12 protein-coding genes are annotated in these 13465 nt (G+C 63.8%); 4 read left to right on the top strand and 8 right to left on the bottom strand.

Annotation, left to right across the window (positions count from 1 at the left end; all coding sequences use genetic code 11):
• Positions 1-32 precede the first annotated feature (32 nt).
• The 6 genes from LK03_RS17790 to LK03_RS17765 all read right to left on the bottom strand — a co-directional run bounded on the left by LK03_RS17790 (position 33) and on the right by LK03_RS17765 (position 6687).
• Positions 33-455, bottom strand: a complete 423-nt coding sequence (locus LK03_RS17790; protein WP_038413751.1) for a RidA family protein — start codon at positions 453-455, stop codon at positions 33-35.
• A gap of 29 nt (positions 456-484) precedes the next feature.
• On the bottom strand, positions 485-1624 hold the full coding sequence (locus LK03_RS17785; RefSeq protein ID WP_038413750.1) for a tyramine oxidase subunit B: 1140 nt from the start codon (positions 1622-1624) through the stop codon (positions 485-487).
• Positions 1625-1814: 190 nt separating this feature from the next.
• Positions 1815-3032, bottom strand: coding sequence for a multidrug effflux MFS transporter (locus LK03_RS17780; protein WP_038413748.1), 1218 nt, complete (start codon positions 3030-3032; stop codon positions 1815-1817).
• 223 nt (positions 3033-3255) lie between these two features.
• On the bottom strand, positions 3256-4566 hold the full coding sequence (locus tag LK03_RS17775; RefSeq protein WP_038413746.1) for a hypothetical protein: 1311 nt from the start codon (positions 4564-4566) through the stop codon (positions 3256-3258).
• Between the two features lie 182 nt (positions 4567-4748).
• Positions 4749-5189, bottom strand: a complete 441-nt coding sequence (locus LK03_RS17770) for a GlcG/HbpS family heme-binding protein (protein ID WP_038413745.1) — start codon at positions 5187-5189, stop codon at positions 4749-4751.
• Between the two features lie 10 nt (positions 5190-5199).
• Complete coding sequence (locus LK03_RS17765) at positions 5200-6687, bottom strand: aldehyde dehydrogenase family protein (RefSeq protein ID WP_038413744.1); 1488 nt, start codon at positions 6685-6687, stop codon at positions 5200-5202.
• Positions 6688-7029: 342 nt separating this feature from the next.
• On the opposite strand from LK03_RS17765, the gene LK03_RS17760 reads away from it, so the two are divergent.
• From LK03_RS17760 to feaR, 3 genes are all read left to right on the top strand, one after another.
• On the top strand, positions 7030-8526 hold the full coding sequence (locus LK03_RS17760; protein ID WP_038413742.1) for an APC family permease: 1497 nt from the start codon (positions 7030-7032) through the stop codon (positions 8524-8526).
• The gene (locus tag LK03_RS17755; protein ID WP_038413741.1) at positions 8507-9091 is read left to right on the top strand and encodes a DUF3156 family protein; all 585 of its coding nucleotides are present in this window, start codon (positions 8507-8509) and stop codon (positions 9089-9091) included. The genes LK03_RS17760 and LK03_RS17755 overlap by 20 nt, the downstream gene beginning before the upstream one ends.
• Before the next feature lie 111 nt (positions 9092-9202).
• Positions 9203-10147 (top strand): transcriptional regulator FeaR, encoded by a 945-nt coding sequence (gene feaR / locus LK03_RS17750; RefSeq protein ID WP_038413740.1) that lies wholly within the window; start codon positions 9203-9205, stop codon positions 10145-10147.
• 59 nt (positions 10148-10206) lie between these two features.
• Here feaR and LK03_RS17745 read toward each other — a convergent pair whose 3' ends face one another.
• Both LK03_RS17745 and LK03_RS17740 read right to left on the bottom strand, forming a co-directional pair.
• Positions 10207-10572 (bottom strand): cupin domain-containing protein, encoded by a 366-nt coding sequence (locus tag LK03_RS17745; RefSeq protein WP_038413738.1) that lies wholly within the window; start codon positions 10570-10572, stop codon positions 10207-10209.
• A 30-nt stretch (positions 10573-10602) separates the two neighbouring features.
• Positions 10603-11901: an NAD(P)/FAD-dependent oxidoreductase gene (locus tag LK03_RS17740; RefSeq protein ID WP_038413737.1), complete on the bottom strand. Its 1299-nt coding sequence runs from the start codon at positions 11899-11901 to the stop codon at positions 10603-10605.
• 320 nt (positions 11902-12221) lie between these two features.
• Here LK03_RS17740 and tyrS point away from each other — a divergent pair, with 320 nt between their 5' ends.
• Entirely contained in the window at positions 12222-13451 is a 1230-nt protein-coding gene (gene tyrS / locus LK03_RS17735) for a tyrosine--tRNA ligase (protein ID WP_038413735.1), read from the top strand.
• Positions 13452-13465: the final 14 nt, after the last annotated feature.

Genomic DNA, 13465 nt, shown 5'->3' with positions numbered 1-13465 from the left:
TTCTCGGCGACAAGGAAGGGGGCCGCAAGGCGTTACTGGCCCAGGCGAATCAACGTGACATCGGCACGTGAGGCGCCGCGGTAGGCAGTGACCTCCAGCTCGACCTTGTAGATGCTCGAACCCAACGGCGGGCAGGTAACGGTGGTGGCCGGGTCGATACCGCGAAACTTGGCGCCGATCACCTCCAGCACCGCGGCCACATCGTCGGGTTGCTGGATGAACACCCGCGAGCAGATGACGTCGGCCAGGCTGGCATCGACGGCGGCCAGGGCACTTTCGATGTTGGCGAAGACCTGGTGGGTCTGTTCGATCACGTCGTCGGCGATCTGCTGGGTCTGCGGGTTGCGGCCCGCGGTGTTGGAGACGTAGATCCAGTTGTCGACAGCCACCAGGCGCGAGTAGCTGGCCAGGTCTTCGAATTTGGAGCCGGTTTTCACTTTACAGATGTGGGTCATGGGGGAGCCTCGTAAGCGGGTTGAGTGGATTAGCTGAGAACGGGTGTTTCCCACAGGTTGAGCCTTACGCCAATGCCGCGCTCGAGTGCGTTGCGGTACACCACGGTGCCCCAGGCAACGTCTTCGACCGGCATGCCACCGACCGACATGAGGATGATTTCCTCGTCGTTGCGTCGACCCGGGGCGTGGCCTGCGACGATCTTGCCCAGGTCTTCGACCTGCGCGGCATCGAGGCTGCCTTCGGCGATCAGGTCCATGAAGCGCACGCCCACCAACGGCACATGGTGATGGGCAGGTTTGGGTAATTCATCGAACCAGGCTTCGTACAGGCCGGTGTTGTCGACCACCTTGCGCACGTCGGCCTGCTCCATCCCGGCATCGATGCTGCAAGGCGCCGGCATGGCCAGGAAGGCCCCAGGCTTGACCCATTCCCGCTTGACCAGCGGGTAGCGCGACGGATCGCCCACTTCTCCTGAGCTGCAGTAGCTGACCAGGTCGGCACCACGCACGACCTCTTCGAGGGTCTGCACCACTTCGATATGGGTGATCTGCGGGAAGGTCTCGTTGACCCAGCCGAGGAACGTGTCGAGGCTTTTCTGACTGCGGCCCTTGATCTTCAGGGTGTCGACCTGCGGGCAGACGGCCATGAAGGCGGCAACGGTGGTCTTGCCCATCACACCGGGACCGGCCAGGCCGATGACCTTGGCATCCTTGCGCGCCAGGTGCCGAGCGCCGACCCCGGGGATCGCGCCGGTTCGGTAGGCCGACAGCAGGTTGGCCGACATATGCGCCAGCGGAGCGCCGGTGTCGGCATCGTTGAGAGTGAGCATGAGGATAGAGCGCGGCAGGCCCTTTTCGCGGTTGGCGATGTTCGATCCATACCACTTGGCGCCGGCAGTCTGGAAGTTGCCACCCAGGTAGGCCGGCATGGCCATCATGCGGCGGTCGGCGGTGGGCTTGGGCATGGTCGCGAACGGTGACTGTTCGGGGAAGGTGATCATCGCCCCGTGCGAGTCGCTGTTGGGCCCCGCCATGCGGTAGTCGCCGTGGTAGAGCAGGCCGAACATCTCTTCCATGGTGTCGACACAGGCCGGCATGTCGGTGACCCCGGCGCGGATCATGTCCTGCTCGGAGAGGTAGATGAAATCGATGCGGGTATCGAGGGTCATGGCGTGTCTCACTGCGCGAGCGGCACGCAGGGCACCGCTGCTGATCGGATGTTGTTGTTGTGCCGTGCCAGTGCAGGCGGCGAGCGACGTGCAGTGTCGCTAACGACTGGTAGGTCGTCTTGTGTCAGCCTGCCAGCCGCGTTGATCGTGCGTGCCATGGCCGCTGCCGCCCGGCGGGCATGGCATGATCTCAATGATCGGCCAGGGCGAAGCTCACCGGCGCATCACGCAGGCAAAGCGCGGTCAGCCCGCACACGACCAAGGTGCTGGCCGTCAGCAATACGGCCCAGGCCAGCGGACCATGGGCCAGCGCCAGCGCTGCCAGCGGCGAGGCGCTGGAGGACACCGACAGCTGGATGGCGCCGAGCAGGGCGGCGGTCGATCCGAGCGAGGTCTGCTGCGACGACATCACCAACGACATTAGCGTCGATTCAGCAATGCCCAGGCCGAACAGCGCCAGCGCCATGCCGCCTGCGACCCCTGGCAGACCGATGCCGCTGAATGCGCTGAGCAACGTCAGCAGCGCGCCTGCCGTCATGCAGCGTACGCCCAGGGTACTCAGCCTGTTCAGGCCCAGACGAGCGACTCGGCGGCTGGCGAACAGAGCACCGAGCATCACTGCGATGCCGGTGGCGCCAAACAGCAGGCCGAAGTGCTGACCGCTCATGCCGTAGTGCTGCTGGTAGACCAGCGTGGCGCCGCCGATGTAAGCGAACAGGAAGAAGAACACTGCAGCGACTGCCAGCGCCGGGCGCAGGAAGCGGCGGTCGCGCAGGATGCCCAGATAGGTGCGCGCTGCACGGCGCAGGCGCAGCGGTTCGCGTTGATTCGCCGCCAGCGTTTCGGGCAGGGTCAGCAGGCTGTTGATCAGCACCACAACGCCTAGCCCAGCCAGTACCAGCATCACCGCACGCCAGCCGAAATGGGCGTCGATTACCCCACCCAGAGCTGGCGCCAGAATTGGCGCGACGCCTTCGATGGTCATCAGCAGGGCGAACAGCTTGGTCGCTGCAACGCCGTGGCTGACGTCGCGCACCATGCTCATGATCACCACCAGGGTCAGGGCGCTGCCCAGCCCCTGAAAGAAGCGCAGGGCAATCAGCGTGTCCAGGCTCGGCGCCAGGGCCGCAGCGAACGAGCAGACAATGAACAGCAGCAGACCGGCAATCAACGGTTTGCGCCGACCATAGGCGTCGACCACAGGACCGAACAGCAACTGCCCTGCGCCCATGGCCAGCAGAAAGAAGGTCAGGGTCAATTGCACGTGGGTAAAGCTCGCCTGATAGTCGCGGGCGATCTCCGGCAGGCTCGAGAGGTACATGTCGATGGCTGAAGGGCCAAGCGCCCCGATCAGACCGAGGCCGACGGCAAACTTCATCGGCACAGAGGAGGATTGATTGACTTGCATGGGGATCTCTTCGAAAGTCAGCCTACCGGTCGGTAGGTTGGCGCATCCTAAGGGTGATTTTCGTGCAGGTCAAACACTCGGCACGGGCATGCAAATGCACTGGCAGGCTCAGGCAAGCCACAACGTCGAAAAGCGTCGATAGTGGGCATGCCTCACCGGGGCGTGCTGGAACTCATAGGTACTACGCTTGACCGCTGGCGTGCGCGCCAGCGGTCTTTTTTCGTCAAAACGGCACGGCCACGGTCAGTTGGCTATACACGTTGGTGCCATTGCCACCGACCTGATTACCGCCGTTTTCCTCGGACTTGCGTGGCTGGTACAGGCCTACCAGTGGGCTGATGATCAGGTGTGGACTGACGGCCCATTCGGCGTAAAGGTCCAGCTCACGGGCATCGAGGTTCAGGTGATTGCGTGTGCGCACGGTGCTGAAGTCGAAGTACAAGGCGCCGACGGTGAGGTTTTCCAGCGGCGTCGCCTTCAGGCCGACATGGTGAATGCCGGTGTTGCTGTTGAACGGCCCGGCGTAGTTGGCGGCCACCTCGCCCTGAAACCAGGTGCCGTAGCCGCTGGACAGACCGCTGAACAATGAATCCCACTGGTCGGAATAGCGCGTATAGCGGTAGCTGACCTGCGGCGTCCATGGCTCGTCGGCGAACGTGTAGCCCGCCTGCAGGTACCAGGCCTGCTGCGCCCCGCCGCGTTTGTCCTGCCAGGCGTATTCGAACGCAAACTGTGCGTTTTCGATGCCGGCGCTGCCTTCGCCGCGCAGGCTGTAGACGTTCATCCCCTCTCGCGCCTTCTGAAACTCGCTGGCCCAGCGGTCCGCGACGTCGATGCCATGAATCCAGGTCAGGCCCAGCGTGCCCAGGCTGTGCGTGTAGTCCAGGGTGCCGGCGGCCAGCTCGGTCTGTGCCTGCGCGCGGTTGTCGGACTTCAGCCATTGCAGGCTGCCGTGCAGACCGTCCTGCCCGCCCAGGCGCAGGACGGCAGTGCGGTCGAAGGCGTGGCGAGCAGCCAGGTAGTAGGCGCCGCCCCGATCGAGCGCGCCATCGGCCACGCCATTGCCCAGATTCGGACCATCGTCATTGATCAAAAATCCGCGGCCCAGGCGGACCACCTGGCGCCCGAAGGAGACGTCCACGCCATCCTTGCCCAGCAGCGCCAGGCGATCCGCTGAGCGCCAGCCCAGGTAGGCGTCCTCGATCTTGGTGGTGCGCTCCGAGCCGTCGGTGTTGCCTGCGGCATCCCCATCGCCCCACGTACCGGAACTGACCCAGTTCAATGCTCCGTAGAGCGTGCCGTTGCCGGCCAGACCCTGATCTCCGCTGACCCCGTACTTGATGAAGCCCTCGCGCCAGGTCGAGCCCCCGGGCGTGGCGTCGTAGTTCTTGCGGGCGTTGAACATGCCCCACACCGCCAGCAGGTCGGCATTCAGGTGACTGTCGTCGTCAGCGTACAGTTCGTAGGCAGGCGTTGCCTGGCTGACGAGCAAGGCCGCCACGGCCAGGGTCGACAGCGTTTGCACTTTGAACATTGCACTTTCCCTCGTTGTCATGCGCCTTTGCCAGAGCGCTTTGTTATTCGTGGGCACTCGTGCAGAGTGCCGTCGCGGTTGGCAGCGACGGCCTATTAGCGCTTGTACGGGGGAGGAGGGTCTTGCCTGTGCCTGCCAGCGCGTTTGCACGCCCCGGCCAGGCATGGCGATGGCGAGCCGGTTCAGTCTTGCAACAGACGTGCGATCTGTTCGACAGCGGCCTTGGCGCAGAGGGTGTCGAGCGCCTCGCTGGCGCCTGACACGCCAATCGCGCCGATGATCTGCTGTTGATGGTGCAGAGGCTCGCCGCCACCGAACAGCGCCATGTCCGGCTGCAACGGCAAGCCGCTGCGTACGGCTTCGGAACACTGTGCCAGGCGCGCGTGCCAGTCAGCGGTGGGGATACCGAAGCCGAGCGCGGTCAGCGCCTTGCGCTGGGCGATGGCCTGGGCCTGAGGCGGCGCACCGTCCATGTGCGCGCTGTGCAAGGGCATGCCGCCAGCATCGACCAGCACGATACTGACCCTGACCTGCCGTTGCGCGGCAGCGTCCAGCGCAGCCTGCAAGCCGCGCATGGCCAGCGGCAGGCCCAGGTTCCACTGCTGACGCAGCCATTGCGACATCTCAGTGCCCTCAGTAGCGGATCATCACCGACTTGAGTTCGGTGAAGTCATCGATGAATGCCGAGCCGAACTCCCGACCCACACCGGATGCCTTGATGCCGCCAAACGGCACGGCAGGGTCGAGCAGGGTGTGCATGTTGACCCACAGCGTGCCGGCCTGAATCTCGGGGATCAGGCGCATGGCCTTGCCCAGGTCGTTGGTCCACACGCTGGCGCTCAGCCCGTAGGGCGAGGCGTTCATCAGGTGCAGCAGTTCATCTTCGTTGTCGTAAGGCAGGAATGTCGCAACGGGGCCGAAGGTTTCCTGGTTGAGCAGGGTATCGCTGGCCGAGCTGGCGAGAATCACCGTGGGCTCGACGAAGCAGCCCGGACCGCTGGAGACCTGACCGCCATGAATGATCTGGCTGCCCTCGGCGCGGGCGGTGGCGAACAGCTCGGCCAGTTTCTGCTGGTGCGGCTTGTTGGCCACCGGCCCGAACTGGGTGCTTTCATCCAGCGGCGAGCCGATCTTGAGTTGTCCCAGGCGCTGCGACAGTGCTGCCAGCGTCTCGTCGATCCGCGAGCGGTGAACGTAGAAGCGTTCCCCCGCAGCACAGATCTGTCCGGAATGTAGAAAGCCGGCTTCGATAATGCCGTTGACCGCTGTATCGATGCTTACATCGGGCAGGAATGCCACGGCATTCTTGCCGCCCAGTTCGAGCGTGGCACGGGTCAGCCGGGCGCCCATGGCGGCCTGGCCTACCGCGATGCCGGTGGGCACGGAGCCTGTGAACGAGACCTTGTCGGTGTCCGGGTGTTCGATCAGCGCCTTGCCGACCTGGCCGGCACCGGTCAGCACGTTCAGCGCACCGGCAGGCAGGCCTGCTTCGCTTGCCAGTTCAGCGATGCGCAGCAGCGTCAGCGGGGTGAACTCGCTCGGTTTGATGATGATGCTGCAACCGGTGGTCAGCGCCGAAGCCAGCTTCCAGATGGCGATCATGGTGGCGAAGTTCCACGGCACGATGCCGACCACTACACCGATCGGCTCGCGCAGGGTGTAGGCGCTGTAACGTTCGCCGGCGAAGGAAGGCAGCGATGGGGTGATGGTCTGGCCGGTGATCTTGGTCGCCCAGCCTGCGTAGTAGCGCAGGAAGTGCGCCGCCTGTTCGACTTCGAAAGCACGCGACATGCCGATCAGCTTGCCCGATTGCAGGGTTTCGAGCTGCGCGAGCTCTTCGCGGTTGGCTTCCAGCAACTCCGCCAACTTGAACAGCACCGCTGCGCGGGCGGCAGGTGCGGTGCGCGACCACGTGTTGAAGCCTTGCCTGGCTGACGCCACGGCCTGGTCGACGTCACGCTCGCTGGCATCGGCAATGTGGGCGATGGTCTGGTCATTGGCCGGGTTGCGCACGGCGATTCGGCCACCGCCCTGGCTCGGGGTGGTGCGGCCGTCGATGTAATGACCATGGTCGCGGGCCAGGAAGGCGTTGACGCAGGGAAGGAGGGCGATATCGCTCATGAAAGCTCCAGGGCAAAATGATGCGCTGGCCAGTGCTGCTTGAGGGACGTTCACCCGCGAGCCTTTCGGGCAACTCCACGCGTGCAGATACTGACCAGGCGGTGCATTGAACGACTGAGGCTAATGGATGCACAGCCTGGGATCTTGCGCCTAGCTGCCAGGTGATATGACCGTGCCTGCCAGCCCTGGCGCCACTGGCAGGCTGCTACAAGAGCTGCGGCAGCCAGGAGCAAGACGTCCGCTGGACACCGGCGCACAGTGACCGACGCATGGAGGCAAGCAGCCGTGCGTGCAGAAACCTTTGCCGCGCTCAACGCCATAACAACAAGCCGGGGCACAACGATGTCATTCGCCAACAAGCTCACTGAGCATCTCAACCAAGGCACGGTCGGTTTCCCCACCGCACTGGCCAGCACCGTCGGTCTTATCATGGCCAGTCCGGTGATTCTCACCGCCACCATGGGCTTTGGCATCGGCGGCAGCGCCTTCGCCATCGCCATGGTTATCGCTGCGCTGATGATGCTGGCGCAGTCGACCACCTTCGCCGAGGCCGCGTCGATTCTGCCCACCACCGGTTCGGTGTACGACTACATCAACTGCGGCATGGGCCGCTTCTTCGCCATCACCGGGACATTGTCGGCCTACCTGATCGTGCACGTGTTCGCCGGCACCGCCGAAACGATCCTGTCCGGCGTCATGGCCCTGGTGAACTTCGAACACCTCAACACACTGGCCGAATCGGCTGGCGGGTCGTGGCTGCTGGGCGTGTGCTTCGTGCTGTCGTTCGCGCTGCTCAACGCCTTCGGCATCAGCGCGTTCAGCCGCGCCGAAGTGGTGCTCACCTTCGGCATGTGGACCACCCTGATGGTGTTCGGCGTGCTTGGCCTGATCGCAGCTCCCGCAGTGACGCTGGACGGCCCGTTCGGCACCTCGCTGGTGGGCACCGACCTGATGACCATCCTGTCGTTGATCGGCATGGCCATGTTCATGTTCGTTGGCTGCGAATTCGTCACCCCGCTGGCGCCGGAGCTGCGCCGCAGCGCCTGGGTGTTGCCGCGGGCCATGGCACTTGGCCTGTTCGGCGTCGCCAGTTGCATGTTCATCTACGGTGCGGCAATGAAGCGACAGGTAGAGAACGTGGTGGTCGACGCTGCAACCGGCACGCGTCTGCTCGACACGCCCATGGCCATTCCGCATTTCGCCCAGCAGGTAATGGGTGACATCGGGCCGATCTGGCTGGGTATCGGTTTCCTCTTCGCCGGCGCTGCCACCATCAACACGCTGATGGCAGGGGTGCCGCGTATTCTGTACGGCATGGCTGTCGATGGCGCCTTGCCCAAAGTCTTCACCTACCTGCATCCACGCTTCAAGACGCCGCTGCTGTGCATCGTGGTGGTGGCGCTGATTCCCTGCCTGCATGCCTGGTACCTGGGCGGCAACCCGGACAACATCCTGCACCTGGTGCTGGCGGCGGTGTGCGCCTGGAGCACGGCGTATCTGCTGGTGACGTTGTCGGTGGTGATCCTGCGCATTCGCCGGCCCGACTTGCCACGCGCCTACCGCTCGCCACTGTTTCCGTTGCCGCAGATCGTCTCCAGCGTCGGCATCATCATCGGCATGTCCTTCATCACCCCGCCTGGGATGAACCCGGCAGATATCTACGTGCCATTCGCCATCATGCTCGCCGGCACGGCCAGCTATGCGTTGTTCTGGACCCTGTGCGTGCAGAAGGTCAACCCGTTCAAGCCGGCCCGGGTCGAAGAGGTACTAGAGAAGGAATTCGCCGCCGAGCCCGGCCACAGCGTGGAGCACCCGCAGCATGCTCGCCCGGTTGCGTGAGCGGCTGGGTAGACCCGGCGCGCCGGCAGGCTATCGCCCGGGGGTGACCCTCAGCCACCTGCTGCGCAACCTGCAACCGCTTCAGGTCATCGAACAGCAGGCGACCATGGCCTGCGTGCAGGACTCGGTACGCGGCTGGCAGGGCGAACTGCGTGAGTGCGTGCAAGCGCATCTGCTGATGCATGTGGTGACGTGCGAGGTGCACCTGAGCGTGCCGGCGGCGCAACCGGGTGCACTGCGCCTGGACCTGCGCCATACCGGTGCGCTGCGGCGCACGGGCGTGACGTGTATCTACCGCAGTGGCGACCGGCAGCGCTTCATTGCCTTGCGCGACCACCTCTTGAGCGATGCCCGCCTGTTGCAGGCGCTGATGCCGCTCGACTTCAAGCGCCTGAGTCTGGAGTGCCATGACGGCCGCTGGCAGCTCGTGCTGGAGCACATGGGCGGTAGCGAGGTGGTCAACCGGATGCCGGCGCTGCGCCGCTACATCCGTATCAGCCCGGAGCAGCGCACGCATCTGCTTGACTGCCTGGCGCGGTTCGATGAGGTGCTCAAGCGCCTGTAGGTCGTCTGGCACGTCCTTTGCTGGCTTTTCTCGACAAAATGTTACAGTTGTACGGCCATTGTTAACATGTTATCAATGCCGCATAACAATAACGCTGCGTCGAGGATCGTTATGCATACTCAACAGCTCAATCACCAGGGCCTGGAGCGCTGGACCCAGGCCATGCAGCAAATCTGCGGTCGGTTCGAAACGGCGCTGGCGGCCAGTCATGCCCTGTTCATCGGAGAAGTGGCGGCCGGCTCGCGTGCCGGACTGCCGGTCGCAAGCCTGCGTACCAATGCCGGCAGAATCTGCCGCCTGGGCGAAAACCCCACGCTCGACGATGATCAGCACTGTTTTCTGGTCAGTCAGCGCACCGGGCATTCCAGCGTGACTCAAGGCGGCGAGCAGGTGATGCTGATGCCCGGTGAGCTGTTGCTGATGGATTCGGTGGGCCAGTGCGAAATCATTCCCAATGGCCTTATCGAGCATGTGTCGCTGGCGCTGCCGCGCGAGCAGGTGCGCCAGCATCTACGCCCGGCTGCGCCTCTGTTCGGCAAGATATCGTCGGTCAATACCTGCGGGCGCATGCTTCATCTGCTGATGGACCAATTGTGCAAGGAAGGCTGCAGTGGCGAGGACGCAGCCCAGGGCCAGGCCCTGCAATGTGCGCTGATCGCGTTGCTCGATTCGGCCCTGGAGCGCAATGCCGAGAGTAGCCCTTGCAGGCCCGGCGTCGTGCAGGGTGCGCAGCTGCGCAGCTACGTCGAGCAAGTGATCGATGAGTCGCTGTCCCAGCCTGGGTTGACGCCGGCCAGCCTGGCCGCCCGACTGAGCATTTCAGTGCGGCATCTGTACCGGATATTCGAAGAGCAGGGCGACAGCGTCTGTCGCTATATCCAGCGCGCACGGCTCAAGCGCAGCGCTGACGACCTGGCCAACCCCTGCTACCGCGGCGACTCCATCACCTCGATCGCCTACAAGTGGGGCTTCACCGATTCGGCGCATTTCAGCCGCTCGTTCAAGAAGCAGTTCGAGTGCTCGCCCAAGGACTTTCGTGCCCAGGCGCTGCTCTGAGCGAGCCAGCGGTGCCGCTTGTGCGTGCCTGACGACACGAGCAAGCGGCACGGCCTGAGTCAGGCCACAGCCAGGTAATGCTTGACGAACGACTCGCTCAGCACTTCCCACAGCACCGGCGTGCCTTTGCTGACGAACCAGGCATCGCCCGCCTTGTAGCGGGTGACTTGGCCGGTGGACTCATCGGTCAACTGGATTTCCCCGGTCACCACCACTGCCTGCTCGGCGAAGGGGTAGACCATACGGAATTTGCCGCGTGTGGTACCGAAATAGGCGCTGCTGACCGGATCGTCCGGGGCGCCGTAGGTCATCTTGCCGAAGGCTTTGACTTCACCTTCGAGGATTTCCGAGCCCAGGTCAGCGACGCTGCCCCACGCATCGAGTTCAGACAGTTGAATGCCCTGGCGGGCGGCAGTAAGGGTCATGGCAATGCTCCTGAGTGGGACAGTCGCGGTCTAGCGACGGCCGTTGAAGTAGCCCGACAGCTGGTGCACGGTCTTGCCGGCGGTGAGCAGCAGCGGGCGGAAATGGTCTTTGCCGACGATGCGAGCATGCTTGACCGAGCGCAGCAGGTCGTAGCGCGCCGAGCCCTCCAGCATGCCTTCGGCGAGGATCTTGCAAACGATGTGACTGGGGGTCACGCCGAAGCCGGAATAGCCCTGAACGTAGAAGGCGTTGGGGCGGTCGCTCAACGTGCCGATCTGCGGGAACAGGTTGGCGCTGGTGGCCATCGGGCCTCCCCAGGCAAGGTCGATGCGAACATCTTTCAGATAAGGGAAGATCTTGAGCATCAACGCCCGGTTCCAGGCCGCGAGGTCCAGCGGTATATGCTCGATGAATGAGGTCGCGGCGCCAAACAGCAGACGGTTTTCCCGGGTCACACGGTAGTAGTCGATCACCGGTCGAATGTCACTGTAAGCGCCGCGAATCGGGCTGATGCGCTCGATCAGCTCGTCCGACAGGGGCTCGGTCATCATCTGGAAGGCATAGGTGTTGATGGTTCGTGCGTGCAGCTCGGGTTCGAGCTTGTTGAGGAAGCTGTCACAGGCCCACAGCAGCTTGCTGGCACGCACCGAACCGCGTCCGGTGCGTACGGTGATGCGTTCGCCGTAGGTCACCTGCAGGGCGGGGCTGTGTTCGAAGATCCGTGCCCCGTGGCCAACCAGCGCCTGGGCCTCGCCGAGCAGCAGGTTGAGCGAGTGCACGTGGCCGCCACCCATGTGCAGCAGGCCGCTGCTATAGGCATCGCTGCCGATGATCTGGCGCAGCTCACTGCCGGCCAGGAAGCGAATCTCGTCGTGGTCGTTGATCGATTTGAAGTCACGTTCCCACTGGCGCAGCGTATTGGCCTGGCGCTCATTGAAGCCCAGGTAGCCGTAACCGTGACGGAAGTCGGCATCGATAGCGTAGCGGGCGATGCGCGCCTTGATGATGCCGGCCCCCAGCTCGCTGATTTCGAAGATCTGCCGCAGGCCCTGTTCGCCGACGCTGTTCTTGATCTTCTCCAGGTCGTGGCCAATGCCGGCCATGATCTGCCCTCCGTTACGCCCCGTTCCGCCAAACCCCAGGTAGCGCGCCTCCAGCACCACCACATTGTTGACACCTTGTTCGGCCAGCTCCAGGGCGGTGTTGATACCGGAAAACCCGCCGCCGATGACCACCACATCTGCATCGATGTCGCTTTCCAGGATCGGGAAGCTGAGGTTGTACTTGCGGGTTGCGGTGTAATAGGTCGGGGTCTCGATGTTGATCATGACGCAGCCTGTCGAATTGGGATTGTGAAGGTCCGTCGCCGCCGGCGGCTCTATGACGCCATTGGGCACCTAACGAAAGGTAGGTGTCTTGATTACGCCTGCCAGTGAGTTTAACCAGCCTGCCAGGTGGGGATAAAAGCCGCTACTTGACCTCGCCGGCAAACTTTTGGATGATGCGGCCCATGAACATGTTAACTAAATCACTTCGTTACCGTTACTACGCTTCCTCGTTCTGAGGCGGTCGTAGCTACGTGCACGTCATCCGCCCAAGGCGGCCTGACGTGGGTCTTGCGCCTTGGGCCACAACCTGAGGAGCTGTCATGAGCGAAGCTCAATTCGACCTGATCGACCACCTGCACGCCAGGGGATTCATCCACCAGAGCACCGACCTCGAAGGCCTGCGCGCGCATTTGCAGGAGCGGCCGCGTACCTTCTACCTGGGCTTCGACGCCACTGCCGACAGCCTGCACGTCGGTCACCTGCAAGGGCTGATGCTGATGCGCTGGCTGCAGCAGGCGGGCCATCGGCCGATCCTGCTGATCGGCGGCGCGACTACCCGAATCGGCGACCCGAGCTTTCGTGACGAAAGCCGGCCCATTCTCGATCAAGCGCAGATCCAGGCCAATATCGCTGGCATCACGCGCACCTTCGGCCGTTACCTGCAGCTGGGCGAGGGCGCCGGATTGGTCGTCGATAACGCCCAGTGGCTCGACGGCATTGGCTACCTGCAGTTTCTCGATCAGGTTGGCCGCTATTTCTCCATCAACCGCCTGCTGACTTTCGACTCGGTGCGCCAGCGCCTGGAGCGCGAGCACTCGCTGTCATTCCTGGAGTTCGGCTACACGCTGTTGCAGGCGCACGACTTCACCGAGCTGGCGCGCCAGCACGACTGCACGGTGCAACTGGGCGGGGCCGATCAGTGGGCCAACATCATCAATGGCGTGGAACTGGGCAGGCGCCGCGACCAGCGCGCACTGTTCGGGCTGACCATGCCGCTGTTGACCAGCAGTGATGGCAAGAAGATGGGCAAATCGGTCAACGGTGCCGTGTGGCTCGACGAACAGCGCTTGTCGAGCTTCGACTTCTGGCAGTTCTGGCGCAATTGCGATGACCGCGATGTGGCGCGCTTCCTGGCGTTGTTCACTGAACTGCCGATGTCGCAGATCGCCGAGCTGACCCGTGACGGCGGCGCGGCGCTGAATCAGGCCAAGGTGCTGTTGGCCGACCAGGTGACCACGTTGGCGCATGGCCTGGAGGCCGCGCAGCTAGCGCGGGAAGCGGCCAGCGGGGTGTACGGTGCAGGTGAAGACAGCGGTTTGCAGAGCTTGACGCTAAGCCGCGCTGTGCTGCAGCCGGCGACCCTGGCACAGGCCTTGGTGCAGGCTGGCGTGCAGCCCTCGCGCGGCGCGGTGCGGCGCCTGGCCGAAGGCGGCGGCCTGCGCCTGGACGGCGAGCTGGTGCACGATGTCGACGCGCCGCTACCGGCTGGCACGTTGCAGTGGCGGCTTAGCCTGGGCAAGAAGCGTCACTACCGGTTGACCATCGACTGACTGGTTAATGTATT

Origin of the sequence: Pseudomonas cremoricolorata (assembly GCF_000759535.1) — a bacterium.
GTDB classification, from domain to species: Bacteria; Pseudomonadota; Gammaproteobacteria; order Pseudomonadales; family Pseudomonadaceae; genus Aquipseudomonas; species Aquipseudomonas cremoricolorata_A.
The sequence above is the reverse complement of the archived record's forward strand: the minus strand, read 5'-3'. Positions and strand labels throughout refer to the sequence as shown.

Bases quoted from the DNA above. Each gene is read 5' to 3' on its own strand.
- LK03_RS17790 (WP_038413751.1), bottom strand. From the start codon at position 455: ATGACCCACATCTGTAAAGTGAAAACCGGCTCCAAATTCGAAGACCTG.
- LK03_RS17785 (WP_038413750.1), bottom strand. From the start codon at position 1,624: ATGACCCTCGATACCCGCATCGATTTCATCTACCTCTCCGAGCAGGAC.
- LK03_RS17780 (WP_038413748.1), bottom strand. From the start codon at position 3,032: ATGCAAGTCAATCAATCCTCCTCTGTGCCGATGAAGTTTGCCGTCGGC.
- LK03_RS17775 (WP_038413746.1), bottom strand. From the start codon at position 4,566: ATGTTCAAAGTGCAAACGCTGTCGACCCTGGCCGTGGCGGCCTTGCTC.
- LK03_RS17770 (WP_038413745.1), bottom strand. From the start codon at position 5,189: ATGTCGCAATGGCTGCGTCAGCAGTGGAACCTGGGCCTGCCGCTGGCC.
- LK03_RS17765 (WP_038413744.1), bottom strand. From the start codon at position 6,687: ATGAGCGATATCGCCCTCCTTCCCTGCGTCAACGCCTTCCTGGCCCGC.
- LK03_RS17760 (WP_038413742.1), top strand. From the start codon at position 7,030: ATGTCATTCGCCAACAAGCTCACTGAGCATCTCAACCAAGGCACGGTC.
- LK03_RS17755 (WP_038413741.1), top strand. From the start codon at position 8,507: ATGCTCGCCCGGTTGCGTGAGCGGCTGGGTAGACCCGGCGCGCCGGCA.
- feaR (WP_038413740.1), top strand. From the start codon at position 9,203: ATGCATACTCAACAGCTCAATCACCAGGGCCTGGAGCGCTGGACCCAG.
- LK03_RS17745 (WP_038413738.1), bottom strand. From the start codon at position 10,572: ATGACCCTTACTGCCGCCCGCCAGGGCATTCAACTGTCTGAACTCGAT.
- LK03_RS17740 (WP_038413737.1), bottom strand. From the start codon at position 11,901: ATGATCAACATCGAGACCCCGACCTATTACACCGCAACCCGCAAGTAC.
- tyrS (WP_038413735.1), top strand. From the start codon at position 12,222: ATGAGCGAAGCTCAATTCGACCTGATCGACCACCTGCACGCCAGGGGA.